General features: G+C 67.6%; 20 protein-coding genes. 9 read left to right on the forward strand and 11 right to left on the reverse strand.

Translation table 11 applies throughout. The features are described 5' to 3' along the window. Positions 1 to 4 precede the first annotated feature (4 nt). Complete coding sequence (locus VGV37_RS03490) at positions 5 to 217, forward strand: ribbon-helix-helix domain-containing protein (RefSeq protein WP_326878225.1); 213 nt, start codon at positions 5 to 7, stop codon at positions 215 to 217. Here the strand turns inward: VGV37_RS03490 and VGV37_RS03495 are convergent. Further along, entirely contained in the window at positions 207 to 3,521 is a 3,315-nt protein-coding gene (locus VGV37_RS03495) for an AsmA family protein (RefSeq protein ID WP_326878226.1), read from the reverse strand. The two genes, VGV37_RS03490 and VGV37_RS03495, sit on opposite strands and share 11 nt — an antisense overlap. Before the next feature lie 163 nt (positions 3,522 to 3,684). Between VGV37_RS03495 and VGV37_RS03500 the strand changes: the two genes are divergently transcribed. The 3 genes from VGV37_RS03500 to VGV37_RS03510 all read left to right on the forward strand — a co-directional run bounded on the left by VGV37_RS03500 (position 3,685) and on the right by VGV37_RS03510 (position 6,234). Continuing rightward, positions 3,685 to 3,858: a DUF4169 family protein gene (locus VGV37_RS03500; protein WP_326878227.1), complete on the forward strand. Its 174-nt coding sequence runs from the start codon at positions 3,685 to 3,687 to the stop codon at positions 3,856 to 3,858. Between the two features lie 5 nt (positions 3,859 to 3,863). Then, positions 3,864 to 4,922, forward strand: coding sequence for an MBL fold metallo-hydrolase (locus VGV37_RS03505; protein ID WP_326878228.1), 1,059 nt, complete (start codon positions 3,864 to 3,866; stop codon positions 4,920 to 4,922). A gap of 85 nt (positions 4,923 to 5,007) precedes the next feature. Continuing rightward, the gene (locus tag VGV37_RS03510) at positions 5,008 to 6,234 is read left to right on the forward strand and encodes an MFS transporter (RefSeq protein ID WP_326878229.1); all 1,227 of its coding nucleotides are present in this window, start codon (positions 5,008 to 5,010) and stop codon (positions 6,232 to 6,234) included. Here VGV37_RS03510 and VGV37_RS03515 read toward each other — a convergent pair. Then, positions 6,227 to 6,985, reverse strand: coding sequence for an SDR family NAD(P)-dependent oxidoreductase (locus tag VGV37_RS03515; protein ID WP_326878230.1), 759 nt, complete (start codon positions 6,983 to 6,985; stop codon positions 6,227 to 6,229). The genes VGV37_RS03510 and VGV37_RS03515 overlap by 8 nt on opposite strands. A 47-nt stretch (positions 6,986 to 7,032) precedes the next feature. Beyond that, the gene (locus VGV37_RS03520) at positions 7,033 to 8,448 is read right to left on the reverse strand and encodes an FAD-binding oxidoreductase (protein WP_326878231.1); all 1,416 of its coding nucleotides are present in this window, start codon (positions 8,446 to 8,448) and stop codon (positions 7,033 to 7,035) included. 179 nt (positions 8,449 to 8,627) lie between these two features. Between VGV37_RS03520 and VGV37_RS03525 the strand changes: the two genes are divergently transcribed. The 5 genes from VGV37_RS03525 (at position 8,628) to gndA (ending at position 12,939) form a co-directional block, all read left to right on the forward strand. Continuing rightward, the gene (locus VGV37_RS03525) at positions 8,628 to 9,371 is read left to right on the forward strand and encodes an SDR family oxidoreductase (protein WP_326878232.1); all 744 of its coding nucleotides are present in this window, start codon (positions 8,628 to 8,630) and stop codon (positions 9,369 to 9,371) included. 88 nt (positions 9,372 to 9,459) lie between these two features. Then, complete coding sequence (gene msrB, locus VGV37_RS03530) at positions 9,460 to 9,909, forward strand: peptide-methionine (R)-S-oxide reductase MsrB (protein WP_326878233.1); 450 nt, start codon at positions 9,460 to 9,462, stop codon at positions 9,907 to 9,909. Then, positions 9,906 to 10,415 (forward strand): peptide-methionine (S)-S-oxide reductase MsrA, encoded by a 510-nt coding sequence (gene msrA / locus VGV37_RS03535; RefSeq protein ID WP_326878234.1) that lies wholly within the window; start codon positions 9,906 to 9,908, stop codon positions 10,413 to 10,415. The genes msrB and msrA overlap by 4 nt, the downstream gene beginning before the upstream one ends. 79 nt (positions 10,416 to 10,494) lie before the next feature. Next, positions 10,495 to 11,424, forward strand: coding sequence for an aminotransferase class IV (locus VGV37_RS03540; RefSeq protein WP_326878235.1), 930 nt, complete (start codon positions 10,495 to 10,497; stop codon positions 11,422 to 11,424). A gap of 81 nt (positions 11,425 to 11,505) precedes the next feature. Then, entirely contained in the window at positions 11,506 to 12,939 is a 1,434-nt protein-coding gene (gene gndA, locus VGV37_RS03545) for an NADP-dependent phosphogluconate dehydrogenase (protein WP_326878236.1), read from the forward strand. Positions 12,940 to 12,955: 16 nt separating this feature from the next. Here the strand turns inward: gndA and VGV37_RS03550 are convergent, their stop codons facing one another. The 8 genes from VGV37_RS03550 to VGV37_RS03585 form a co-directional block, all read right to left on the reverse strand. After that, entirely contained in the window at positions 12,956 to 13,930 is a 975-nt protein-coding gene (locus tag VGV37_RS03550) for a succinylglutamate desuccinylase/aspartoacylase domain-containing protein (RefSeq protein ID WP_326878237.1), read from the reverse strand. Next, positions 13,927 to 14,928: an oligopeptide/dipeptide ABC transporter ATP-binding protein gene (locus tag VGV37_RS03555; RefSeq protein ID WP_326878238.1), complete on the reverse strand. Its 1,002-nt coding sequence runs from the start codon at positions 14,926 to 14,928 to the stop codon at positions 13,927 to 13,929. Before VGV37_RS03555 ends, VGV37_RS03550 begins: the two co-directional genes overlap by 4 nt. Further along, on the reverse strand, positions 14,921 to 15,901 hold the full coding sequence (locus VGV37_RS03560) for an ABC transporter ATP-binding protein (protein WP_326878239.1): 981 nt from the start codon (positions 15,899 to 15,901) through the stop codon (positions 14,921 to 14,923). Before VGV37_RS03560 ends, VGV37_RS03555 begins: the two co-directional genes overlap by 8 nt. Beyond that, positions 15,898 to 16,719, reverse strand: coding sequence for an ABC transporter permease (locus VGV37_RS03565; protein WP_326878240.1), 822 nt, complete (start codon positions 16,717 to 16,719; stop codon positions 15,898 to 15,900). The genes VGV37_RS03560 and VGV37_RS03565 overlap by 4 nt, the downstream gene beginning before the upstream one ends. Positions 16,720 to 16,726: 7 nt before the next feature. After that, the gene (locus VGV37_RS03570) at positions 16,727 to 17,662 is read right to left on the reverse strand and encodes an ABC transporter permease (protein WP_326878241.1); all 936 of its coding nucleotides are present in this window, start codon (positions 17,660 to 17,662) and stop codon (positions 16,727 to 16,729) included. A gap of 69 nt (positions 17,663 to 17,731) precedes the next feature. Then, complete coding sequence (locus VGV37_RS03575) at positions 17,732 to 19,327, reverse strand: ABC transporter substrate-binding protein (protein ID WP_326878242.1); 1,596 nt, start codon at positions 19,325 to 19,327, stop codon at positions 17,732 to 17,734. A gap of 56 nt (positions 19,328 to 19,383) precedes the next feature. Beyond that, positions 19,384 to 21,081, reverse strand: coding sequence for an amidohydrolase (locus VGV37_RS03580; RefSeq protein WP_326878243.1), 1,698 nt, complete (start codon positions 21,079 to 21,081; stop codon positions 19,384 to 19,386). Between the two features lie 45 nt (positions 21,082 to 21,126). Continuing rightward, on the reverse strand, positions 21,127 to 22,599 hold the full coding sequence (locus VGV37_RS03585) for a M81 family metallopeptidase (RefSeq protein ID WP_326878244.1): 1,473 nt from the start codon (positions 22,597 to 22,599) through the stop codon (positions 21,127 to 21,129). Between the last annotated feature and the right edge of the window lie 30 nt (positions 22,600 to 22,629).

The following is a 22,629-nucleotide window of genomic DNA, read 5'->3' on the forward strand; positions in this document are numbered from 1 at the left end:
AGCGATGCGCAAGCGATCCGTGGTGATCGCGGGCCATCGTACGAGCGTGTCGCTCGAAACCGCGTTCTGGGCGGGGCTGAAAGAGATTGCCGAGCAGCGCGGCCTTTCCGTCAATCGATTGGTGGAAACCATCGACGCGGCGCGCGGCACGAACCTGTCGAGTGCCATCCGCGTGTTCGTCCTGCAATGCTACAAGGACGAGCCCGTCAAGGATTAGGCTTCGACAGCAGCCCCTTGAACAGGTTCTGCAACGGCTGCGCCGGCTTCTGCTGTTGTTGTGACGGCGAGGCGGGCGTCGCCGGTTGCGTGCCCGACAGCCCCTGCAGCAGGGCGCCGACGCCCTGGCGCTCGACGTAGCCCGACAGCGTCTTCACGTCGATCCGCTTTTCCGGTCGATCCAGCGGCCCCTCGAAACTCATGGCGAGCGGCGGCAGATCGGTTCGCCCGGCCAGCGCCAGGGCCGCCTTGCCGTCGATCGTCCAGGCCGGCAGATCCGCCGTCACCGTCGCCGTCAGAGTCCCGCCGTCAGCCGCAAGACGCAGGTCGTTCGACCGGATCACGCCATTGGCAATGGTCGCGGTCGCGTCCAGCGTCGAAAAGCGCGTGGTGCCGCCGCCTTGGGCGGCCTGCAGCACGCCGACCAGATCCTGCGGCCCCTTGAGCGCCGCCAGCCGATCGTTGATCGCGGCAAGATCGAAGCCGGTCGCAGTACCGTCGCGCGCTGCCAGCCTGGCCTTGCCGCCCAGCGTCCCGACGAGGTCGGCCTGGGATGCGCCCGCCGCCGTGAGGTCGAGGTCGAGAGCGCCGGTGCCCGCCGCGAGCACGTTCGACCACAGATGCCCCGAGAGGTCCTTGAGATCGAGATCCTGGCCGGACAGGACGAGGGCCAGCGCCGGCGCCTGGGTCAGGCTGCCGTGGGCCTGCAGCTTGCCGCCGAACAGGCCGGCCGACAGCGCTTCGAGACCGAGGGCGCCGCCCTTCAGGTTCGCGGCGAGCGCCGGCTTGTCGAAATGCCATTGGCCGACGGCAACCGATGCCGCGCTCAGCTTGACCGTGGCATCGAGCAGGCCGAGCCCCGAAAAATCCAGTTTCGTGCGCGGCCAGCGCCCCGGCAGCGGGCCGGGATCGCCGAGGGCGGCATAGCGGACCGGCCTGGCAATCTCCGCCACTTCATGGGCCGGCAGAAACGGGTCGAGCACCAGGTCGCCGGCCAGGAGATCCGCATCGAGCCGCGCCGGGTGGCCGGCACCATCGAGCGTCGCCATGCCTTCGACCCGCTGCCCCCCGATCGACAGCGACAGGTGATCGAGCGCCAGCCGGGTCGGCGTGGCATCGATCGCGGCGGAAAATGCCAGGGCGCCGAGCGTGACCCCGGCCGGCCGGTAGAGCGGCGCCGCCAAGGCCAGCAACCGCGCCGCCTCCGGATGGTCGAGCGTAGCACTGCCGATGAAATGTGCCGCCCCGCCAAATCCCAGCCGCCCCTTGGCGGCGAGCCGGCCATCCTCGGCCGTCAGCGACGTGTCGACATCGAGCGCCGCGGGCGAGCCAGCGATCCGCAGGTCCAGGCCATAGGCGCCGAGCCGTCCCGCCGTCTCCTGGCCACCCAGGCCGGCGAAACTGAGCAATGGAACGGCACTGCCGCCGGTCGCCTGCAGGTGGCCCGACAGCACGGCACCGGGTCCGAGGCCCCCCGACCAGCGGCCGTTGAAAGCGATGGCCCCGCCGCCGAGATCGCCGATGCGCGCGTCATGGACCGTCGCCACCCCTTCGTCGATGGCGCCGGCCAGATGGACGGCCTTCAGCAACTGGCCGCGCCAGATGACGCTGCCGAAGCTGAGGTCCAGGTTCGCCGCGAGCAGCGGCAGCAGGGCCGCCGCCGCCGCGACCGGCACCGGCGCCTCGGCCGGGGTGGCATCCGCCGGCGAAGCCGGCAACGGTTTCGGCGCCCCTTGCGCCAGGACGGGCGTGCCGCCTGCCAGATAGGCGTCCAGATTGAGCTGGTCGCCGGCGAGGCGCAGACCGATGGCCGGTCGGGCACCGAACACCAGGTTGGCCGCCCCCTTGAAGCGACTGCCGTCGAGCTCCAGTTCGACGCCGGTCGCAGACGCCCGGTCGGCCGCGAGATCGAGGTTTGTCGACAAGCTGGCCTGGCGCAGCCGATCCGCCGGCACGCCGCTGAGACGCAGGCCGGACCAATCGATCAGCGCCCGCAGATTGTCGGTCTCCGCATCGAGCGTGCCGGTGAAGCGGGCCGCGGCGAAAGCGTCGGCGACCTGTCCGCTGATGCTGAGATCGGTGCCGCCCGGCAGCTCGGCGGTCGCCTGGTTGATCGTGATCGCGCCCTGGTCGAGACCGCCGTTGAATCGCGCCTGCCGGATCAGGCCGCCGCTCCAGGACAGCAATTCGGCCGACAGGTCCAGGCCGACGTGCAGCGCGCCGGCCGCAACCGGCGGCGTGGCGACCTGGGGGCCGCCTGCAGCCTGCCGGACCGGCCCACTCGCAGCCGGAACCGGCGCGCGCCCTTCGAGCCACGGGCCGAGATCCAGGCGGTTGAGGTCCAGCGTTATCTCGATCGACGGCTGATCGCCCGCGCGCGCGGTCAGCGATCCTGCGCCGTGGGTCTGATCCAGGTCGACCGTCAGATCGGCGAGGTCGGCCCTGGTCCGGTCCAGGCCGAGCGTCCCGTCCAAGGCGAAATGCCGATCGAGCGCCGGCGGCAACGTGCCATGGGTGAATGGTGCGAGGGCGGCGCGCGCGCTGTCGGCCATGAGCTTCAGCTTGCCATCGGCCCGCACCGGTCGATCGGTCTCGCAGGTTGCCGTCCCGTCGAAATCGAGCCTTGCTGCACCGGCCTCGCCCATCGCGTGGAGCGAAAGCGGGATGGCGGTGGTGCAATCCGTCGAGCCGATCCGACCCGTCACATGCAGCTTGTCGCCACCGAGCCCGGTATCGGCCGATCCGCTGATCGCGCCGTCCGGCGCCGTCGTCAGATCGAGGTCCAGATGATCGATCCCGAAGGTCTTCCCCGCGTCGCGATAGGAGACGCTGCCATTCGTTACCCGGACATGCCGGACCGCCACCGAGAATTTGCTGCCGGGTGATCCTGGCGGCGATGACGCCGCTTCGGTCGAGGGCGGCGACGGATCGACGGGCTTTGCCGCTTTGGGCGGGCCGTCGAGCGTGACGACCGGATCGCGCACGGTCACCGCCGTCACCTCGACCCGGCCGCCCAGCAGCGGCAGGAGTGCGACGTCGATCTCGATACCGGCGGCCCGTGCCAACTCGGCGCCATCCAGCGCCGCATTCGCTGTCACGTGGATGTCGTCGATCGACAGGCTAGGGCTCGGCAGCACCGACAGGGCAACCGGACCTCGGATCGAAACGTTGTATCCGGTAGCGGCCCGCAGCCGCTGGGTCAGGAACGCGGTCAATTGGTCGGTGCCGATCAGCCGCGGCACCACCATGAGCGCACCCGTGAGCAGGACGAGGACGACCCCGATGGCGATCAGCAGATTACGCACCCGAACCCTCCCGAGCGGCGATCGTCAGCGGATTGGTCCAGGCGTCGGGACATTCCGTCGCAGGCCGGCCCACCGCTTGGTGGAGGATGCGAGCCGGCGCTTTGACGGGCGACCGGCTTGGACTAGGATTGGTTCTGGACTTCCCCAAGAGGAGGCACCTTCGATGGGCGACGTCGTCAACCTGAACAAATTCCGCAAGGCCCGCGACCGTCGGACGGCCGAAAGCCTGGCCGCCGAAAACCGCGTGCGCTTTGGCCAAGCCAAGGATCTGAAGGCCAAGCTGCGCACGGAAGCCGAGCAGACCCAGAAGGATCTGGACGGCAAACGGGTGGATTGAACTATATGCCATCCGACCGGGTCTCCGAAAGGGCATGGGGTGGCGAGCAGCCGGTAGCGGACCCCCCGGACCATCACACACCGGCCGGCTTTCAGAATCCGGCGGGCTCGCCCGAGCGTGTGCGCCGACGCAACAAGCTGCTGAAATTCCTCTGGCGTCAGCGGATCCACGCCAAAACCTACGAGGTTCCGGACGGGCACGTCCTGCCGATCGGCGCAGCACTCGACGGACTTGATGCCGCGGCCGGCCAGGATAGCGTGACCTGGCTGGGCCACGCCGCCTTCCTGATCCGCCTCGGTGGCCAGACGGTGCTGATCGATCCGTTCCTGTCCGATTATGCCTCCCCCGTCCAGGGCGTGGGTCCGCGCCGCTTCACGCCGCCGGGCCTGCCGGTCGAGGCCCTGCCGCCGATCGACCTGCTGCTGGTATCGCACAATCACTACGATCATCTCGATGCCAAAACGATTGCGGCGCTACCGAACAAATCCCATATACGCGTCATCGTGCCCCTTGGACTGGGCCGGTTCTTCCGTACCCGCGGCTATCGCTCGGTCGCGGAACTGGACTGGCATCACCAGTCGAAAGCCGGTCTGCTGACCGTTACTGCCGTGCCGGCGATCCATCGGTCGGCCCGCACCCTGGTCGATCGCAACCGCACGCTGTGGGCCGGCTTCATCCTCGAGAGCGGCGAGCGGCGGCTCTATTTCGGTGGCGACACCGGCTACGGCGCCGTGTTCGCCGAGACGGGGCGCCGCTACGGTCCGTTCGACCTGGCGATGCTGGGCATCGGCTGCTACGCGCCGCGTGCCGCCATGCACATGAACCATGCGAACCCGGAAGAGGCGGTCCAGATCGCGCTCGACCTGGGCGCACGCCATGTCATGGCCATGCATTGGGGCGCCATCGTCATGACCGTTGAGCCGCCGTTCGAGCCGCCCGTGCGGTTTCGCGCCGCAGCGAACCTGGCCGGCCTGACACCCGAGGCCGCCTGGCTGATGCGGGTCGGCGAGACGCGGCTGCTGCCCAAGGGGGCCGTGGCCGAGCGGGAAATCGCCCCATCCTGAATTCGACAGCAACAAGCGGAACGTAGACGGCGGGCCATGGGCCTTAGCCTGTCCCGATCGAATGCATCGAACGGGATCCGCTGTCATGTCGTCGCCTGCCCTGCCCACCGCCTTCAACCGGCTCGCCTGGTCCAACCTTGCCGCCCAGTCTGCCGAACAGATCGGCCTGGCCGCGGCGCCGCTCATCGCCGTGCTGACCCTGGGCGCCGGTGCCGGCGAGACCGGCCTGCTGCAGACCGCGCAGACCCTGCCCTTTCTGTTGCTTTCGTTCCCCGCCGGCGTGCTGGCCGACCGCACCTCGCGCCGCCGGCTGATGGCCGGGGCAGAGGCGCTGCGCGTATTGTCGCTGCTCGCGATCCTGGTCCTGGCCTGGTCCGGCCTGCTGTCCCTGCCGCTGCTGGCCTTGCTGGGCTTCGTCGGCGCTACGGGCACGGTCGCCTACAGCGTCACCGCGCCGTCGCTGGTGCCCGCCCTGGTGCCGCGCCCTCAACTGGCCCAGGCCAACGGCCGGATCGAGTTGGCGCGCGCCGTCGCCTTCGTCGCTGGGCCGGCGCTCGCCGGCGCGCTCATCACCCGGGTGGGTGCCGCTCCGTCCTTTGGCGCCGCGGCCGCCTTGTCGATCGTCGCGGTCCTGCTGCTGGCCGGCATCGGCGAGCCGGCCCGGGCGGCCGCACCGCCCCGGCGCTTCCTGCAGGATCTCAAGGAAGGTGCCAGCTTCGTCGGACGCCACCCGCTGCTGCGCCCCATCCTGTTGACTGCAGTCTTCTTCAACATCGCCTGGTTCGTGCTGCAGGCGGTCTATGTGCCCTACGCGGTCCATCATCTGGGCCTGAGTGCCGCGGGCGTCGGCACCACGCTCGCGACCTATGGCGTCGGCATGGTCGCCGGCGCGCTGCTGGCACCGCGGATCACGCGCCTGCTGCCGTTCGGCGCGGTCGTCGCGATCGGGCCGCTGGCCGGCTTCGCGGCAGCTCTGGTCATGGCGGCGACGATCTGGTTTCCCTCGATCGAACTCGCCGCGGCCAGCTACTTCCTGATCGGGGTCGGGCCGATCCTGTGGGTCATCAGTTCGACCACCCTGCGCCAGGCGGTGACGCCGGAGGCCCTGCTGGGCCGGGTCTCGGCCATCATCACCATGGCGACGGCCGGCGCACGGCCGATCGGGGCCGCGATCGGTGCGGCGATCGGCGGCGGATATGGCGCCAGCGCCTGCCTGCTGGTGGCGGTCGCCGGCTTCGCGATCCAGGCGCTGGTCATCCTGGTCTCGCCGGTGGCGCGGCTCGCCGCCCTGCCGGAGCGGGTCGCTAGCTGACGCCCAGCAACTGGCCGCCGTCGGCAGTGATGGTCTGGCCCGTGACCCAGCGTGCCAGCGGGCTGGCCAGGAACAGCACCACGTCGGCGATCTCTTCCGGGTAGCCCAGCCGGCCGAACGGAATGCTCTTCAGGGTGCGGCCGTAGAGATCGGGATTGCTGGTTCGGCGATCCTCCCAGGTGCCGCCCGGAAACTCGATCGAGCCGGGCGCCACGCAATTGACCCGCACACCCTGGCGGGCCAGCTGGGCCGCCTGGCTGGTGGTATATTGGATGACGGCGGCCTTGACCGCAGCATAGGGAACGGACCGGGTGGTCGGTCGATATCCGGCGATCGACGAGACATTGACGATCGAGCTGCCGGTCGCCTGGACAAGGAACGGCACCGCCGCATGGGACGCCCGCACGGTCGCCATCAGGTCGACGTTGAGGCTGGCCGCCCAGCCCGCTTCGTCATCGCTCTGGCCGAAGCCCGACGCATTGTTGATCAGCACGTCGATGCCGCCCAGCGCTTCCGCCGCCTCGGCGATGTAGGCCTTGACCTGCGCCTCGACACCCAGGTCGCAGCTCGCGGCATGGGCCGCGGTACCGAAGGCGGACAATTCCTCGCGCGCCTTGGCCAATGCCGCTTCGCCCCGTGCGCAGATCGAAACCTTGGCACCGGCCGCCGCGAATCCCAAGGCGATCGACCGGCCGATCCCCTTGCTGCCGCCGGCGACGACGACGCGCTTTCCCGTGAAATCGAACGACATTTATGCTCCTGAAGGTGGATGGACGCAGGACCTTGCCTTTTCCATCGTCAGTGGTTCGCCCCGATGCGGATCACCTTGCCGGGGTTCATCAGATTATGCGGGTCGAGAGCGCGCTTGATCTCGCGCATCACACTGATGGTGGCGGGACCATGCTCCTCTTCGACGAAGCCGATCTTGCCGTAGCCCACGCCATGCTCGCCGGTGCAGGTGCCGTCGAGTGCCAGCGCGCGTTTCACCATCCGTTCGTTGATCTCGCCGGCCTCGACGAATTCTTCGGGCTTGTTCGGATCGAGGATGAAGCAGAGATGGAAGTTGCCGTCACCGACATGGCCGACCAGACAGACCGGCATGCTGGCCTTCTCCAGGTCCTTCTTGGTCTCGTTGATCGCTTCGGCCAGGTTCGAGATCGGGACGCAGACGTCGGTCGCCCAGCCCTGGGAGCCGGGCCGCATGGACAGGCCGGCGTAATAGGCGTCGTGCCGGGCCTGCCACAGTTTGGAGCGTTCCTCGGCAGAGGTCGTCCATTTGAAGCCTTCGCCGCCATTGTCTTCGGCGAAAGCGGCGACCATCTCGGCCTGTTCCTTGACCCCGGCCGCGGTACCGTGGAATTCGAAGAACAGGGTCGGTGCCACCTTGAGGTCGAGCTTCGAATAGGCGTTGCACGCGGCGATCTGCACCTCGTCCAGCAGCTCGATGCGCGCGACCGGGATGCCGGCCTGGATCGTCAGGATCGTGGTATCGACCGCCGCCGCGATCGACGGGAACGAGCAGGCCGCCGAAGAGATGGCCTCGGGAATGCCGTAGAGCTTGAGCGTGATCTCGGTGATCACGCCCAGCGTACCCTCGGAGCCGACGAACAGGCGGGTAAGGTCGTAGCCCGCCGACGACTTGCGCGCCCGGCTCGCGGTCTTGATGATCCGCCCGTCGGCCAGCACCGCGGTCAGCGACAGCACGTTGTCGCGCATGGTGCCGTAGCGCACCGCATTGGTGCCCGACGCGCGCGTCGCGGTCATGCCGCCGATCGAGGCGTTGGCGCCGGGATCGATCGGGAAGAACAGGCCGGTGTCGCGCAGATATTCGTTCAGCTGCTTGCGCGTGACGCCCGGCTGTACCGTGCAGTCGAGATCCTCGGGCGAGACGCGCAGCACCTGATCCATCTGCGTGAGGTCGATGCAGATGCCGCCCTCGCGCGCGGCCACATGGCCCTCGAGCGAGGTGCCGGTACCGAACGGGATGACCGGCACCTTGAATTCCGCGCACAGCTTGACCGCCTCGACCACGTCTTCGGTCGAGCGCGCGAAGAACACCGCGTCGGGCGCCTCGATCGGATGGTAGGATTCGTCCTTGCCATGCTGGTCGCGTACCGCCGTCGCCGTCGAGACCTGCTCGCCGAAGCGCGCCTTCAGGCGCTCGATCACGCTCTCGGTCGGCACTTCGCGCCGACGCATCATCTCAACAGCCATCGATTCCTCCAGCTCCAGCAGCACGATCGCTCGACTGCTTTCCTCATACCAGAGAGAATGGACCGGCGCCCCGCGTCGGGCAAGCGGATCGGCTGGCCGCCGAGCATGCGGATTGCGGGCAGCCATGCTATGCCCGTGGTCGGAGCCGCCACGGCTGATCCGGGAAAAGGAACCATCGAATGCGTCGTCTGGAAGGCAAGATCGCCCTCGTCACCGCGGCAGCCCAGGGCATCGGCAAGGCCACGGCGCTGCGTTTCGCCGCCGAAGGGGCGCGCGTCATCGCGACCGACATCAACGCCGCCCTGCTGGCCGAGATCGAGGGTTGCGAGACCCACATCCTCGACGTCACCAAGGACGAGGCCGTGGCGGCGATCGCGGCCAAGACCGGTCCCATCGACATTCTGTTCAACTGCGCCGGCTACGTGCATTCGGGCACGATCCTGGACTGTCCGCCCGACGCCTGGGCTTTCTCGTTCGATCTGAACGTGACCGCGATGTACCGCACCATCCGGGCCTTCCTGCCCGGCATGCTGGCCAAGGGCAGCGGCTCGATCGTCAACATGGCCTCGGCCGCGTCGAGCGTGAAGGGCGTGCCCAACCGCTTCGCCTATGGCGCCAGCAAGGCGGCGGTAATCGGCCTGTCGAAGTCGGTCGCGGCCGATTTCGTGGCGAAGGGCGTCCGCTGCAACGCGATCTGCCCGGGCACGATCGAATCGCCCTCGCTGCACGAGCGCATCTCGACCCAGGCGGCTGCGACCGGCCAGAGCCTGGACCAGGTGCAGAAGGCGTTCGTCGCCCGCCAGCCGGTCGGCCGGATCGGCAAGGCCGAGGAGATCGCGGCGCTGGCGGCCTATCTCGCCTCCGACGAAGCGGCCTTCACCACCGGCACCATCCACATGATCGACGGCGGCTGGTCGAACTGACGAAATGGCGACGATGCGCGGCGGGTATTGGACAGAGAGACCCTTCGTTCCCATTTCTTGTGCAGCGGAACGCCAACCGAGGATCAAGATGACCCCCTATCGCAAAAGCCCGGAAGCCCTTTCGCGCCTGACGCCGGAGCAGTATCGCGTCACCCAGCAGAGCGGCACGGAGCGCCCCGGCACCGGCGAATACCTCGACAACAAGGAGCCGGGCATCTACGTCGACATCGTGTCGGGCGAGCCGCTGTTCGCCTCGGCCGACAAGTTCGAGTCCGGATGCGGCTGGCCCAGCTTCACCAAGCCGATCGAGCCGGCGCACGTCAACGAGCTGCGCGACACGACCCATGGCATGGTGCGCATCGAGGTGCGGTCGGCCGCCGGCGACAGCCACCTGGGCCACGTGTTTCCCGACGGCCCGCGGGATCGCGGCGGCCTGCGCTATTGCATCAACTCCGCCTCGCTGCGGTTCATCCATCGCGACGACATGGCGGCCGAAGGCTACGAGGCCTATCTGGACCAGGTGGAGGAAACCCGATGACCGAAGAACGCGCCATTCTCGCCGGAGGCTGCTTCTGGGGCATGCAGGACCTGGTGCGCCGCTATCCGGGCGTGACCTCGACCCGCGTGGGCTATACCGGCGGCGAGGTCGCCAACGCCACCTATCGCAACCACGGCAACCATGCCGAGGCGCTGGAGATCATCTTCGATCCGGCCAAGACCAGCTATCGGACGCTCTTGGAATTCTTTTTCCAGATCCACGATCCGTCCACGCTCAACCGCCAGGGCAACGACCGGGGCGCCAGCTACCGTTCGGCGATCTTCTACACCAGCGACGAGCAGCGGAAGGTCGCCCTCGATACGATCGCCGACGTCGATGCCTCGGACTTGTGGCCGGGCAAGGTGGTCACCGAGGTGGTGCCGGCCAGCGACTTCTGGGAAGCAGAGCCGGAGCATCAGGACTACCTGGAGCGGATCCCGAACGGCTATACCTGCCACTTCGTCCGGCCGGACTGGAAACTGCCCCGGCGGGCGAACGTCGCTTAGCGGCTGCGATATATCCGAGCAGGCCCCGCGGCGGCACGACCCCGCCGGGCCTGCCGAACCCGACCGTGAGGCGCCCGCCATGGACCTGTCGAAATTCGCCGGTGGCGCCGCCTATGTCGGCGGTCGGTTCGCGCCGATCGCCGAGGCCACCATCCCGGTGACGGACTGGGGCTTTACCCGCTCCGACGCGGTCTATGACGTGGTCCATGTCTTCCGCAACGGCTTCTTCCGGCTCGACGACCATCTCGACCGCTTCCAGCACTCGATGGCGCGGCGCCGGTTGAATCCCGGCGAAGACCGAGCGACGATCGAGGCGATCCTGCACCGCTGCGTGGCATTGTCCGGCCTCGCCGACGCCTATGTCGCGATGGTGGCCCTGCGCGGCCGCCCACGGATCGCCGGATCGCGCCGGCCGGAGGATTGTGCCAACCACCTCGTCGCCTATGCCATTTCCTGGATCGACGTCATCCCGAAGGACGTCCAGGACCGCGGTGCCCATCTATGGATCGGCTCGACCCCGCGGGTGCCGGACGCCTCCGTCGATCCGGTCGTGAAGAACTATCAATGGAGCGACCTCACCACCGGTCTGTTCGAGGCCCATGACCATGGTTTCGACACGGTCGTGCTGTGCGATGCCGAGGGGTTCGTAACGGAAGGCCCGGGGTTCAACCTGTTCGTCGTCAAGGACGGCAAGCTTATCACCTCGGATCGCGGCAGCCTGCATGGCATCACCCGGCGCTCGGTGCTGGAACTCTGCGCCGAGTTGGGGCTGGACGCATCCATCGGCCCGATCCCCCGCGCGCTGCTGGAGGAGGCCGACGAGGCCTTCGCGGCCACGACAGCCGGCGGCGTCATGCCGTTCGCTCGCGTCGGCCGGACGATCCTGGGCAACGACCGGCCGGGACCGATCTCAAGCAGACTCAAAGCAGCCTATTGGCAGAAGCATGACGAGGGCTGGCACCGGACCGAGGTCCGCCCCCTGGAGCCCGAATTTTCATCGGCCGGCTGAACCGCCGGGACAAGAACCTGGGAGCCGCGGGATCGGTCTGACCGTGACCGCCGCGGCCTGCGCAATCATCGGAGAAGAAAAATGGCAGAGCTTGCTGATCTGGGCGTAACCGGCCTCGCCGTCATGGGCGCCAACCTGGCCCGGAACGCCGCCCGCAAGGGGTTTCGCGTCGCCGTGCACAACCGCTCGCCTGAGAAGACCGACCGGCTGGTCGGCGAGCATGGCGGCGAAGGCACGTTCGTGCCGTCCCATTCCATCGAGGATTTCGTGGCCTCGCTGGCCAAGCCGCGCGCGATCATCATCATGGTCAAGGCAGGCAAGCCGACCGACGATGTGATCGCCGAACTGGTGCCGCATCTCGAAGAAGGCGACATTATCATCGACGCCGGCAACGCGCTGTTTTCCGACACCCGCCGCCGCGAGCGCGAGCTGGCCGAAAAGAAGCTGCTGTTCGTCGGCATGGGCGTCTCGGGCGGCGAGGAAGGCGCGCTCGAGGGTCCGTCGATCATGCCGGGCGGTGCGAAGGCGGCTTGGGAGCGGATCCGGCCCATGGTGACCAAGATGGCAATCACCGTCGATGGCACGCCCTGCTGCGCCTACATGGGACCGGACGGCGCCGGCCATTATGTGAAGATGGTCCATAACGGTATCGAATATGCCGACATGCAGCTAATCGCCGAGGCCTATGACCTGATGCGTTCGGTCTATGGCATGTCGGCGGGCGAGATCGGCCGGGTGTTCGCGGGCTGGAAGACCGGCGACCTCGACTCCTACCTGATCGAGATCACCGCGACGGTGTTGGCCAAGCAGGACCCGTCAGGTACCGCAGCCCTGGTCGATCGGATCCGCGACGAGGCCGAGCAGAAGGGCACGGGCCGCTGGACCGCGCAATCGGCGCTGGAGCTGGGCGTGCCGATCACCGCGATCACCGAGGCGGTCTATGCCCGCGCACTCTCCGGCCGACCGGCCCAGCGCGCGGCGGCGGCCAAGGCGTTCGAGGGCAATCGCACCCAAAAGAAAACGGCCGGGCCGGGCGACCTCGACAAGATCCGCGACGCGCTCTACGCCTCGAAGATCGTGGCCTATGCCCAGGGTTTCGAGCAGCTGGCGGTCGCGTCCAAGGAATATAAGTGGGATCTGGATCCAGGCCTGATCGCCACCATCTGGCGCGGCGGCTGCATCATCCGCGCGGCCTTCCTGGACCGGATCCGCGAAGGCTACGAGGCCCATCCCGATGCGCCCAGCCTGCTGCTGCAGCCCTATTTCCGCGACGCCGTGATCAAGGCCGAACCGGCATGGCGGGAGGTCGTGGTGTCGGCGGTACAGAACGGCATCGCGGTTCCCGCCTTCGCCTCGTCGCTCGCCTATTTCGACGGGCTGCGCCGGGAACGCGGCCCCGCCAACCTGCTGCAGGGTCTGCGGGATTATTTCGGTGCCCACACCTATCGCCGGACCGACAAGGACGGCTCGTTCCATACCCGCTGGTCGCAGGACGGCAGCGAGGTCGACGCCTGAGGACGATGCGGCCGCCCTATAGGGTGCGGTCGCTCGCGACCCCGAAATAGCAGATGCCGTCGCCGCGCTTGGCACTGCTGCTGGGGAAGATGATGAAGCCGGGGGAGGGCGCCGTGACGGCGTCGCCCGACGCGCGCCTTGCGATCGGCTGGCCGGCGGCGACGGCGTCGCCGGTTTTCCAGCTGCCTTCCAGCCGGTCGCCATCCTGCTCGCAGATCACGAGATCGACGATGCGGATCACCTGCCTTGCCTGGCGCGAGGGCGGCGCCGAGCCACTGATACCCAGATGCGCCAGGGCATTGAGGATCGCGCCATGGCCGACCTCGATCGCCGCGGGGTCCTCGTGATTGCCGCATTCGAGCGTGACGCCATAGCCACCGCAGAAGCGCATGTATTCCGTCGTGCCATGCCCTTCGGATGGCGAGAGTTCCGGCAGGCCGAGCCGTTCGCGCGCCGAAATCAGGCGTGCATAATTGTCGAGCCAGCCATGGATGAGCGTGGGGGCGCCCAGGCACGCCGCGAAGGCGCCCTCCGCCGCGGCCTGGCGGAAGGGCTCCAGATCGCCGGCATTGTCCTCCGGTCCGAAGAACACGAACGGCTCGCCCTGGCTGCGGAACGAATGGATGTCGAGCAGCGCATCATGGTCGCGCAGCAGGGCGCAGAGCCGGTTGCCGACCCGGTCTTCGTAATCGAGCGGGACCGGCTTGTCGTGAAGGTCTCGGTTCAGGTTGCGGTCGCCCTCGCGCGTGCCCTGGCGATAGGCCTTGGGATTGGCGACGGGCACGAAGGTCACCGCGCCCCGTCCGATGCGCAGCCGGCCGGCGCGGCAATCGGCGATGGCGCGCCGGATCGCCTGCGGGCCGCAGGTTTCGTTGCCGTGGACCGCGCCCAGCACCAGCAGCTTCGGACCCGGCGCCAAACCGGTGAAACATACGCTTTCCAGCGCGCCGTCGAAGGCGTCGGGGTCGGCAACGGACTGGGGATCGCTCATGGCACTGTCCTTTCGACGGCGAGTTCCCCCGTCCTGACGCAGCGGACCCGGTGGCCCGGATCGATCTCGTCCAGCGGCGGCACGACCGGCTGCCGGCAGACGTCGCGCATTTCCGGGCAGCGCGGATGGAAATGGCAACCGCTCGGCGGCTCCAGCGGATTGGGCAGGTCGCCCGTGATCTTCGCCCCGCGCGTGGCGCCGAACGGATCCGGAATGGCCGCGATCAGCGCACGCGTATAAGGGTGGCGCGGCGCCGTGAAGATCCGATGCCAGCCGCCGGTCTCGACGATGCGTCCGAGGTACATCACCGCCACGCGGTCGCTCATGTGTTCGACCACGCCCAGGTCGTGGCTGATCATGATGTAGGACAGGTCGAGCGTGTCCTTGAGTTCCAGCAGCAGGTTGATGATCTGCGCGCGGATCGAGACGTCCAACGCCGAGACCGGTTCGTCGAGCACGATGATCCGCGGTTTCAGGATCAGCGCCCGGGCGATGCCGACGCGCTGGCGCTGTCCGCCGGAGAATTCGTGGGGATAGCGCTGGGCCTGTTCCGGCCGCAGTCCGACGTGGCGCAGGATTTCGGCGATCCGCGCTTCCCGTTCCGCCCGGTCGGTCATGCCGTGCAGGCGAAGCGGCGCCTCCAGGGTCCGCTGCACGGTCTGGCGCGGGTTGAGCGACGAATAAGGATCCTGGAACACCATCTGCACGAAGCGGGCGCGATCGAGCCGGCCGAGGCCCGGTCCGTTGACGTCCTTGCCGTCGAGCAGGATCCGACCCCGCGTCGGCGCCTGCAATCCCACGATCGAGAGCGCCAATGAGGACTTGCCGCAGCCGGATTCGCCGACCAGGCCCAGGCACTCGCCCTTGCGCAGCTCCAGGTCGACGCCGTCCACCGCATGGATGATGCGCTTCCTGCCGCCGAGCAGACCGCCGCCCAGCGGGAAATGCACGGCGAGGTCCTCAACGCGCAACAGCGGTCCGGCGGCGGCGTCAGCCATGATGGTGGCACCGGACCAGGCCGCCGTGGGGCAGCGGCGTTTCCTCGGGATCGACCTCGACGCAGATTTCGGTCCGGGCCTGACAGCGCGGATTGAAACGGCAGCCGGCGGGAAAAGCGGTGACCGCCGGCACGACTCCGGGAATTTCCTTCAGCCGATGTTGACCGTCTCGCGCCCGCGCGCCCAGCAGCGGCAGGGAGGCGACGAGGCCACTGGTGTAGGGATGGCTGGGCGAGCGGAACACCTCCTCGGCCGCGCGCTGCTCGACCAGGCGGCCGGCATACATGACGCCGACGCGGGCGCACATGTTGGCGATCAGGCCCAGGTCGTGGCTGATCATCAGCACGGCCGTGCCCTGCGCCGCCGACCGTTCGCGGATCAGCTCCAGGATCTCGGCCTGGACCGTGACGTCGAGTGCCGTGGTCGGCTCGTCGGCCAGCAGCAGGTCCGGATCGCACGCCAGCGCGATCGCGATCATGACCCGCTGACGCATGCCGCCCGACAATTGGTGGGGATAGTCCTTGACCCGCCGGTCGGGCGCCGGCACCCGCACGCTCGCCAGCGCGTCGACGGCCCGGCGCTCCGCCTCGTGCCAGGTGGCGCCCTGGTGCAACACGAACATCTCGGCGATCTGCCGCCCGATCGGCGAGAGCGGGTTGAGTGCCGTCATCGGCTCCTGGAAGATCATCGAGATCCGGTTGCCCCGGAGCTTGCGCATCTCGGCTTCCGGCAGGTTCTGGATTTCCCGGCCCTTGAACAGGATGCGGCCGCCGCCGATGCCGAGCGGCCGGCGCAAGAGGCCGATCAGCGCCAGGGCGGTGATGCTCTTGCCGCAACCCGATTCACCGACAAGGCCCAGGGTCTCGCCCGCGCCGATGGTGAAGGACACGTCCTTCACCGCCGGGTACCTCGTCCCGCCGAATGCGAGGTCGATCCGCAGCCGGTCGACCGTGAGCAGCGCGTCGCCGGTCATGCCCGCCGCGCCCGCGATTGCGGGTCGAGGATGTCGCGCAGCCCGTCGCCCAGCAGATTGAGCCCCAGCACGGTGGTGAAGATCGCCAGGCCCGGAAAGATCGAGATCCACGGCGCGGTCGTGATCTGGTCGCGGGCATCCGACAGCATGCTGCCCCAGCTGGGCGACGGGGGCCGGATGCCGAGGCCGAGGAACGACAGCGAGGCTTCGGCCAGCACCGCGCCGCCCATGCCCAGCGTGCCGATGACGATGATCGGACCCAGGATATTGGGCAAGATCTGCGTCGCCATGATCCGCACGTCGCCATAGCCCAGCATCTTGGCCGCCTGGACATAGCCGAGGCTCTTCAGCGACAGGGTGGAGGCGCGCGACAGGCGGCAGGTGTAGGACCAGTTGGTCAGGCCGAGCGCGATCAGCAGGCTGGTGAGGCCGGGACTGAGGATCGCCATGATCGCCAGCGCGAAGACGAGCGAGGGAACGGCGAGCATGAGGTTCGTCAGCCCGTTGACGACATCGTCCCACCAGCCGCCCCAATATCCGGCCGACAGGCCCAGGCAGACGCCGATCACGCTGTTGATCAGCTGCGAGACAATGCCGACCGTGAGCGAGATCCGGGCGCCGTGCAGCACCCGGCTGTAGATGTCCCGGCCCTGCCCGTCGGTGCCGAACCAGAACTCGTGGTCTGGCGGCAGTTCGGCATTCATCAGGTTGGCGTCCATGATCGGGTCGGTATGGGCCAGCCACGGCGCCAGCACGCCGGCCGCGACCACCAGCGCGAACAAGGTGCCGCCGATCAACAGGTTGGTCCTGACTTTCATCGGTGCCCTAGCTGTATTTGATGCGCGGATCGATGACCGCGCACAGGACATCGACCAGCATGTTGATCAGGAGGAAGAACAGCACGATGAACAGGATGCAGCCCTGAACCACCGGGATGTCGCGCAGCGAGACGCTGTCGACCAGCAGCGAGCCCAGCCCCGGCCATGAAAACAGTTTCTCGACCACGACGGCCTGGCCAATGACCGACCCGAACTGCAGCCCGATCGTCGTCAGCACGATCACCAGCGCGTTGCGCGTCAGGTGCCAGCGCACGACCCGGCCCTCGCTCATGCCCTTCGAGCGGGCGGTGCGGACGAAATCCGCGTTCATGATCTCCAGCACGGCGGCACGCGTCGTCCGCGCCAGCAGCGCCATGGGCGCCACGCCCAAAGCGACGGAAGGCAGCACGAGATTTCTGAAACCGCCGTCGCCGTAGCCGAAGCTGGGCAGCCAGCCGAGCGACAGTGCGAACAGGTACATCAATAGCAGGCCCAGCCAGAACTGCGGCAGCGACAGGCCGGAGATGGCGAGGACCATCGACGCCGTGTCGAGCAGGCTGCCGGGCTTCAATGCGGCGAGGAAACCCAGCGGCACGCCCAGCAGGATCGCGAACACCATCGCGGTGAAGGCGAGCTTCAGGGTCGGCCACATCCGCTCCGCCAGCACGGTCGCGACCGGCTGGCGGCTGCGGAACGACGTGCCCAGATCCAGCCGGGCCAATTGGCCGACATATTTGGCGAAGCGGACCTGGACCGGATCGTCGAGCCCCAGCTCGTGGTTCATCCGCTCCATGACCTGGGTGTCGAGCACGCTATGCCCGTCGTCGCTCATGCTCGACGCAAAAGTGCCGGGGATCACGCTGAACAGCACGAAGATCAGCAATGCCACCGCCAGCAGGATCGGCGCCGTCTGCAGCAGGCGCTTCACGACGAAAGGGAGCATGCCGGCCTCGGTTTCGGACGGTCCGCGATTGCCTGCGGACCGTCGGTTCAAATCGGATGGGAGACCCGGCTATTTCGCCACAGGCGACGAAGCGTCCACCCAGATGTCCTCGTAGTTCTGGACGGCGAGTTCGTTGGCGTTCGGTTGCAGGCCATGGATCCAGGGCTGATAGGCCAGGACCGCCTTGTTGTAGTTGAAGAACCAGACCGGTGCGTCGTCGTAGATGATGGCATCGACCTTCTTCAGCGCGTCGATCTGCTTTGCCGGATCGCGCGTCGCGACCGCCTCGTCGAGCAGCGCATCGACCTGCTGGTTCTTGTAGAGCATGTAGTTGCAGGCCGATTGCGGCGTGGCGGAGCTGAAGCATTTCAGGGTGCTGAGCGGGTCGGGCCCGGTCTGCAGCGACCAGAGGAAGGCCTGGTAGTCGCCCTTGCGCACGACCTCGGACAGCACCGTGCCCTCGACCGGCTTGATCTTCACCTTGATGCCGACCTTGGCCAGCATCGGGATGGTCGCTTCCACGATCGGAACGCCCCAGCTCGCGTTCGAGGTCGCTGTCCATTCGAATTCGAAGCCGTCCGGATAGCCGGCCTCCGTCAGCAGCTTCTTCGCCTTTTCGGGATCGTACGGATAAGGCTTCAGGGCGGGATCGTAGGCCGCCGACGAGGTCGGCAGCCAGCTCGTCGCCGGATAGGCCTTGTCCTTGATCAGGCGCTTGATGATCAGGTCGGTATCGATGGCGTAGTTGATCGCCTGGCGCACCCGCTTGTCCGCAAAGGGCTTGAAGGTCGGGTTCAGGCCCATGACGCGGGTATAGAACTCAGCGACCTCGAGCAGGCCCTTCGACAGTACGGGGTCGGCCTTGTAGGCGACATATTGCGCCGGCTCGAGGATCGAGACGTCGATCTCCTTGTTGCGGAAGGCGACATCGCGCGCGGACGCCTCGCCCATCAGCGAAATCACCACGCGATCGGCATGGGGCTTGCCCGGCTGATAGAACTTGTCCCACCGTTCGGCGACGAGGCGGGAACCCGGGACGTATTCCGCGAGCTTGTACGGGCCGAGGCCGATCGGGTGGCTGGCAAAGTCTGCCTTCACGGCTTCGCTCGCCGGGTAGATCGATGTCGTGGCGGCGAAGAAATAATAGCCGGGCTCGACCCGCTCGGTCAGCGTCATCTGCAGAGTGAAGTCGTCGATCTTCTTCAGGCCGGAAATTTCCTTGGCCTGGCCCTTCTCGACCTCGACGGCTCCCTTGATCAGCCGAATGAAGCGCGCGCCTGGATAGGCCTTGGCGCCATCCATGATGTGGTTGTAGGTCCAGATGATGTCGTCCGCCGTCATCTTCTGGCCGTTGTGGAAATAGGCGTCGTTGCGCAGCTTGTAGGTATAAGTCAGCCCGTCGTCGGATACGCTCACGCTGGTCGCCAACTCGAGCACCAGTTTTTTGTTGACCGCGTCCCAATTATAGAGCGAGCGGTGCAACGCTTTGGCGTAGATCTCGTCCTGCGCCCGGTTGGAGGTCAGGATGTCGAGGTTGGCGAAGCTCGATCCATAGGGTGCGGTAAACCGGATGGTGCCGCCGTTGCGCGGCGTCTCCGTCTGGGCCTGGGCCGAAACGGCCAGAAAAACCGCCAACCCGGCGGTCGTCATGAATTTCCCGAACATGCGAACTCCCTCCCCCATCTTTTTGTCGCCGCCGCCCGTGGCTCGGGCGATATTTGCTATTGAACCTCGGCGCCTTCGCGTTGCTTTGCTTCGGCCGCATCCCCGGCGCGATCATAGACGAGTTTGCCGCCGAGGATCGTCAGATCGCAGCGCGTGTCGTGCAGAATTTCGTCGGCCCGCGCGGTCAGCAGGTCGCGCGAGAACACAGCGATATCCGCGAGGAAACCCGGCAGCAGCTTGCCCTTGATCCTTTCCATCTTCTGCGAGAAGGCGCCGAACTCGGTATAGGCCTGCAGCGCCTGCTCGATCGACACGCGCTCGCCAGCGTTCATCACCGTGCCACGCCAGGTCTCGCGGGTCAGCATCGCATGGAAATTCGGGAAAGGATTGGGTTCGCAGACCGGCGAATCACTGCCCGTTGCCGGCTTCAGCCCCAGGTCGAACCAGGTCCTGAACGGGTAGCTGCCGAGCGCCCGGTCCGGTCCGAGCACCGAGACGTAGGCGTCGCCGAAATCATGGACGAACACCTGCTGCGGGCAGGGGTAAATCCCGGCCGCGACCATGCGTTCGTGCTGCGCGGCGGTCGAGAAACCGCAATGCTCGATGCGATGGCGCCGGTCGGGATCGGGTGCCACGGCCAGCGCCTTCTCATAGGCCGTGATCAATTGCTCGATCGCGGCATCGCCGATCGCATGGCAGGCCAGTTGGTAGCCCTTGAGGTGGGCATCCATGACGAGACGGTTCACGTCGGCATCGGCCATCATCTGCACGCCGGTCGTGCCGTCCTCGCCCAGATAGGGTCGCGACATCCAGGCGGTGCGACCGCCCGCCGAGCCGTCGAGGAACAGCTTCACGGCGCCGATCGTCAACATGTCGTCGCCGCTGCCCGACACGAGGCCCGCGGCATGGCACTGCGGCACGATCGACCGGTGCTCGTCGCCCAGCAGGGTGAGCCAGGTGCGGACCGGCAGCCGCCCCTCGCGCTTGGCGCGCTGGTAGGCCGCGATCTCGCCGAAGCCGCAGACATAGCCGACGGCGGCATCCATGCAACTGGTGATGCCGAGCGACAGCAGGTGCCGCCCGCCCCGCTCGATCGCGGCGACGACCTGGTCCTCGCTGGGCGGCGGCATCGCGGCCTGCAGTGGCCCGCGCGCGTTTTCCGCCAGCAGCCCGGTCAGCCGACCGTCCCGCTGCTCGATCAGGCCGCCCGGCGGAGCCTCCGACGTCTCGGTGATGCCGGCGAGCGCCAAGGCGCGCGAATTGCAGATCGTGATATGGCCGCAGGTCCGCGACAGCATCACCGGATGGTCCGGTGCCACCCGGTCCAGTTCTTCGCGATAGGGGTGGCGGCCGACGTCCAGTTTCGTCTGGTCGTAGCCGCGGGCCAGGATCCATTCCCCAGGCGGCACCGTCCGGGCCCGGGCCCCGATCGCCGCCAGCAGCGCCTCCAGGGTCGGCGCGGTCGCGGGTTTGGCGTCGACCCAATCCATCATCAGGCCGGTCGAGATCAGGTGGAGATGGGAATCGTTGAGACCGGGCGTCGCCAGACGGCCGGCGAGATCGATCACAGTCGTCGCGGGACCGATCAGGCCCGCTACGTCCTGGTCGCGACCTGCCGCCAGCACGAGGCCGCGCCACACCGCCAGCGCCTCGACCACGCCCGCCTCGCGCCCACACCAGATCGGGCCGTTCCGCAGCACGATGTCCGCGTAAGGCAGGGCGGAACGCTGCGGTCCGTTCGATATCTCGTTCATGTTTTCATCCGGATGGAGGGCGGCGATGGAGGACCATGGTCGCCGCTAGATGTCGTCGAGCGGCCAGATCGGCCGCCGGACATGGCGATACGGTCGCTCCCTGAAATTGCGGGTCGATAGCGCGCCGGTATCGACCTCGAGCACGTCACGGGCGATCGGCTGGAAGGCGGCGCGGAAATGCTGCATGGATTTGACGATGAGGGTCGCTTTCCGGGTCGGATCCAGGCCTAGCGAGGTGAACTGCGCGAGATCGGTCGCCTGGCCATTGTGGCTGATGACGATGATCTCGACGCCGCGCACCCGCAGCAGCACGCTGAGCCCATAGTTGCGCCACGCGCCGCCGCCCATCGGGCCATGGGCGATGAAGCGGCCGTCCGTGATGGCGACCACCCGTGCGGTGATCTCGAGCGGACCGCCGCCCATGGCCGGATCGACTTTGCCGCCCAGCCGCAAGGTCACGTCGTTGCCGACGCCGGCCGCCTGGGCTTGCGCCGCCGCCTCGCCGTCGCAGATGGCGTGGAAGCCGACGTTCTGCAGATCGGCGTCGAGCACCGCCTTCAGCAGCACGGTGGCGTCGCCATAGGCCCCTGATCCAGGATTGTCCGAATAGTCGGCGATGATCAGCGGCTTGGCGGCGCCGTCCTGCCCGTTCCGCGCCTGGGCGATGGCGTCGGCCAGCGGCGTGAAATGGATCGAGGAAAATTTCCGCTGATCCCAGACATAATCCATCAGCTCCTCGGCGATCGCCTGGGCGGCGGCGCGGTCGTAGCCGGTCACCGCGACCGAGGGGCCGATGTCCTCGACGTCGGCCGACGAGAATCCGGCCTGGATGCTGACCACGAGCGCGCGGCCCGCCGCCTCGATCTCGTCGGCCCGGCGCAGCAGTTCCTGGACCGGCGGCGAAGTCGTACGGCCGCCATCGAGCGCATAGAGGATCGGCCGGCGCGCCAGGGCCACTGAGGGTTTCACCGGCTCCGCCATGGCCCTTTTCAGCAATGCCGCCGCCTGCCGGGTCCGTTCGTACTGGTCGATATGCGGATAGGTGCGATAGGAGATCAGGGCGTTGGCGTTGCTCGCCATTGCGTCGGTGACCGTGGCATGCAGATCGAGCACCACGACGATCGGCACGTCGGGACCGAGCCTCTGGCGCAGCCGGGCCAGCAATTCGCCCTCGCCGTCGTCGCTGCTCTCGGTCGCCATGGCGCCGTGCAGGTGCAGCAGCACGCCGTCCAGTCCGTCGGTCGCACCGAGCATCATCGCGGCGAAGGTCTCGAACGCCGCATCCGTGACCCGGCCGGATGGGTTGGCGTGGGTAGCCAGCGGATGGACCAGGTCCCAGCCGAACTCGTCGGCCGCCTCGAACGCGGCCCCCATCGAGGTACGGGTGCCGCGAAACGCGGTGCGGACATCCTCGCCGACGAAGCAACTGGAATGACGAAAGGCCTCTTCATCCGTGAGCTGAACACTGAACGTGTTTGTCTCGTGCATGAACTCGGCGACCAATATTCGTTGAGCCATCGTGCCGGCGAGCCTCCCGATTCTTCCTTT

This window comes from Aliidongia sp. (genome assembly GCF_035943795.1).
In the GTDB taxonomy this organism is placed as follows: domain Bacteria; phylum Pseudomonadota; class Alphaproteobacteria; order ATCC43930; family CGMCC-115725; genus Aliidongia.

Excerpts from the sequence above, each read along its gene's own strand:
- VGV37_RS03490 (WP_326878225.1), top strand. The coding sequence starts at position 5 with ATGCGCAAGCGATCCGTGGTGATCGCGGGCCATCGTACGAGCGTGTCG.
- VGV37_RS03500 (WP_326878227.1), top strand. The coding sequence starts at position 3,685 with ATGGGCGACGTCGTCAACCTGAACAAATTCCGCAAGGCCCGCGACCGT.
- VGV37_RS03505 (WP_326878228.1), top strand. The coding sequence starts at position 3,864 with ATGCCATCCGACCGGGTCTCCGAAAGGGCATGGGGTGGCGAGCAGCCG.
- VGV37_RS03510 (WP_326878229.1), top strand. The coding sequence starts at position 5,008 with ATGTCGTCGCCTGCCCTGCCCACCGCCTTCAACCGGCTCGCCTGGTCC.
- VGV37_RS03515 (WP_326878230.1), bottom strand. The coding sequence starts at position 6,985 with ATGTCGTTCGATTTCACGGGAAAGCGCGTCGTCGTCGCCGGCGGCAGC.
- VGV37_RS03520 (WP_326878231.1), bottom strand. The coding sequence starts at position 8,448 with ATGGCTGTTGAGATGATGCGTCGGCGCGAAGTGCCGACCGAGAGCGTG.
- VGV37_RS03525 (WP_326878232.1), top strand. The coding sequence starts at position 8,628 with ATGCGTCGTCTGGAAGGCAAGATCGCCCTCGTCACCGCGGCAGCCCAG.
- msrB (WP_326878233.1), top strand. The coding sequence starts at position 9,460 with ATGACCCCCTATCGCAAAAGCCCGGAAGCCCTTTCGCGCCTGACGCCG.
- msrA (WP_326878234.1), top strand. The coding sequence starts at position 9,906 with ATGACCGAAGAACGCGCCATTCTCGCCGGAGGCTGCTTCTGGGGCATG.
- VGV37_RS03540 (WP_326878235.1), top strand. The coding sequence starts at position 10,495 with ATGGACCTGTCGAAATTCGCCGGTGGCGCCGCCTATGTCGGCGGTCGG.
- gndA (WP_326878236.1), top strand. The coding sequence starts at position 11,506 with ATGGCAGAGCTTGCTGATCTGGGCGTAACCGGCCTCGCCGTCATGGGC.
- VGV37_RS03550 (WP_326878237.1), bottom strand. The coding sequence starts at position 13,930 with ATGAGCGATCCCCAGTCCGTTGCCGACCCCGACGCCTTCGACGGCGCG.
- VGV37_RS03555 (WP_326878238.1), bottom strand. The coding sequence starts at position 14,928 with ATGGCTGACGCCGCCGCCGGACCGCTGTTGCGCGTTGAGGACCTCGCC.
- VGV37_RS03560 (WP_326878239.1), bottom strand. The coding sequence starts at position 15,901 with ATGACCGGCGACGCGCTGCTCACGGTCGACCGGCTGCGGATCGACCTC.
- VGV37_RS03565 (WP_326878240.1), bottom strand. The coding sequence starts at position 16,719 with ATGAAAGTCAGGACCAACCTGTTGATCGGCGGCACCTTGTTCGCGCTG.
- VGV37_RS03570 (WP_326878241.1), bottom strand. The coding sequence starts at position 17,662 with ATGCTCCCTTTCGTCGTGAAGCGCCTGCTGCAGACGGCGCCGATCCTG.
- VGV37_RS03575 (WP_326878242.1), bottom strand. The coding sequence starts at position 19,327 with ATGTTCGGGAAATTCATGACGACCGCCGGGTTGGCGGTTTTTCTGGCC.
- VGV37_RS03580 (WP_326878243.1), bottom strand. The coding sequence starts at position 21,081 with ATGAACGAGATATCGAACGGACCGCAGCGTTCCGCCCTGCCTTACGCG.
- VGV37_RS03585 (WP_326878244.1), bottom strand. The coding sequence starts at position 22,599 with ATGGCTCAACGAATATTGGTCGCCGAGTTCATGCACGAGACAAACACG.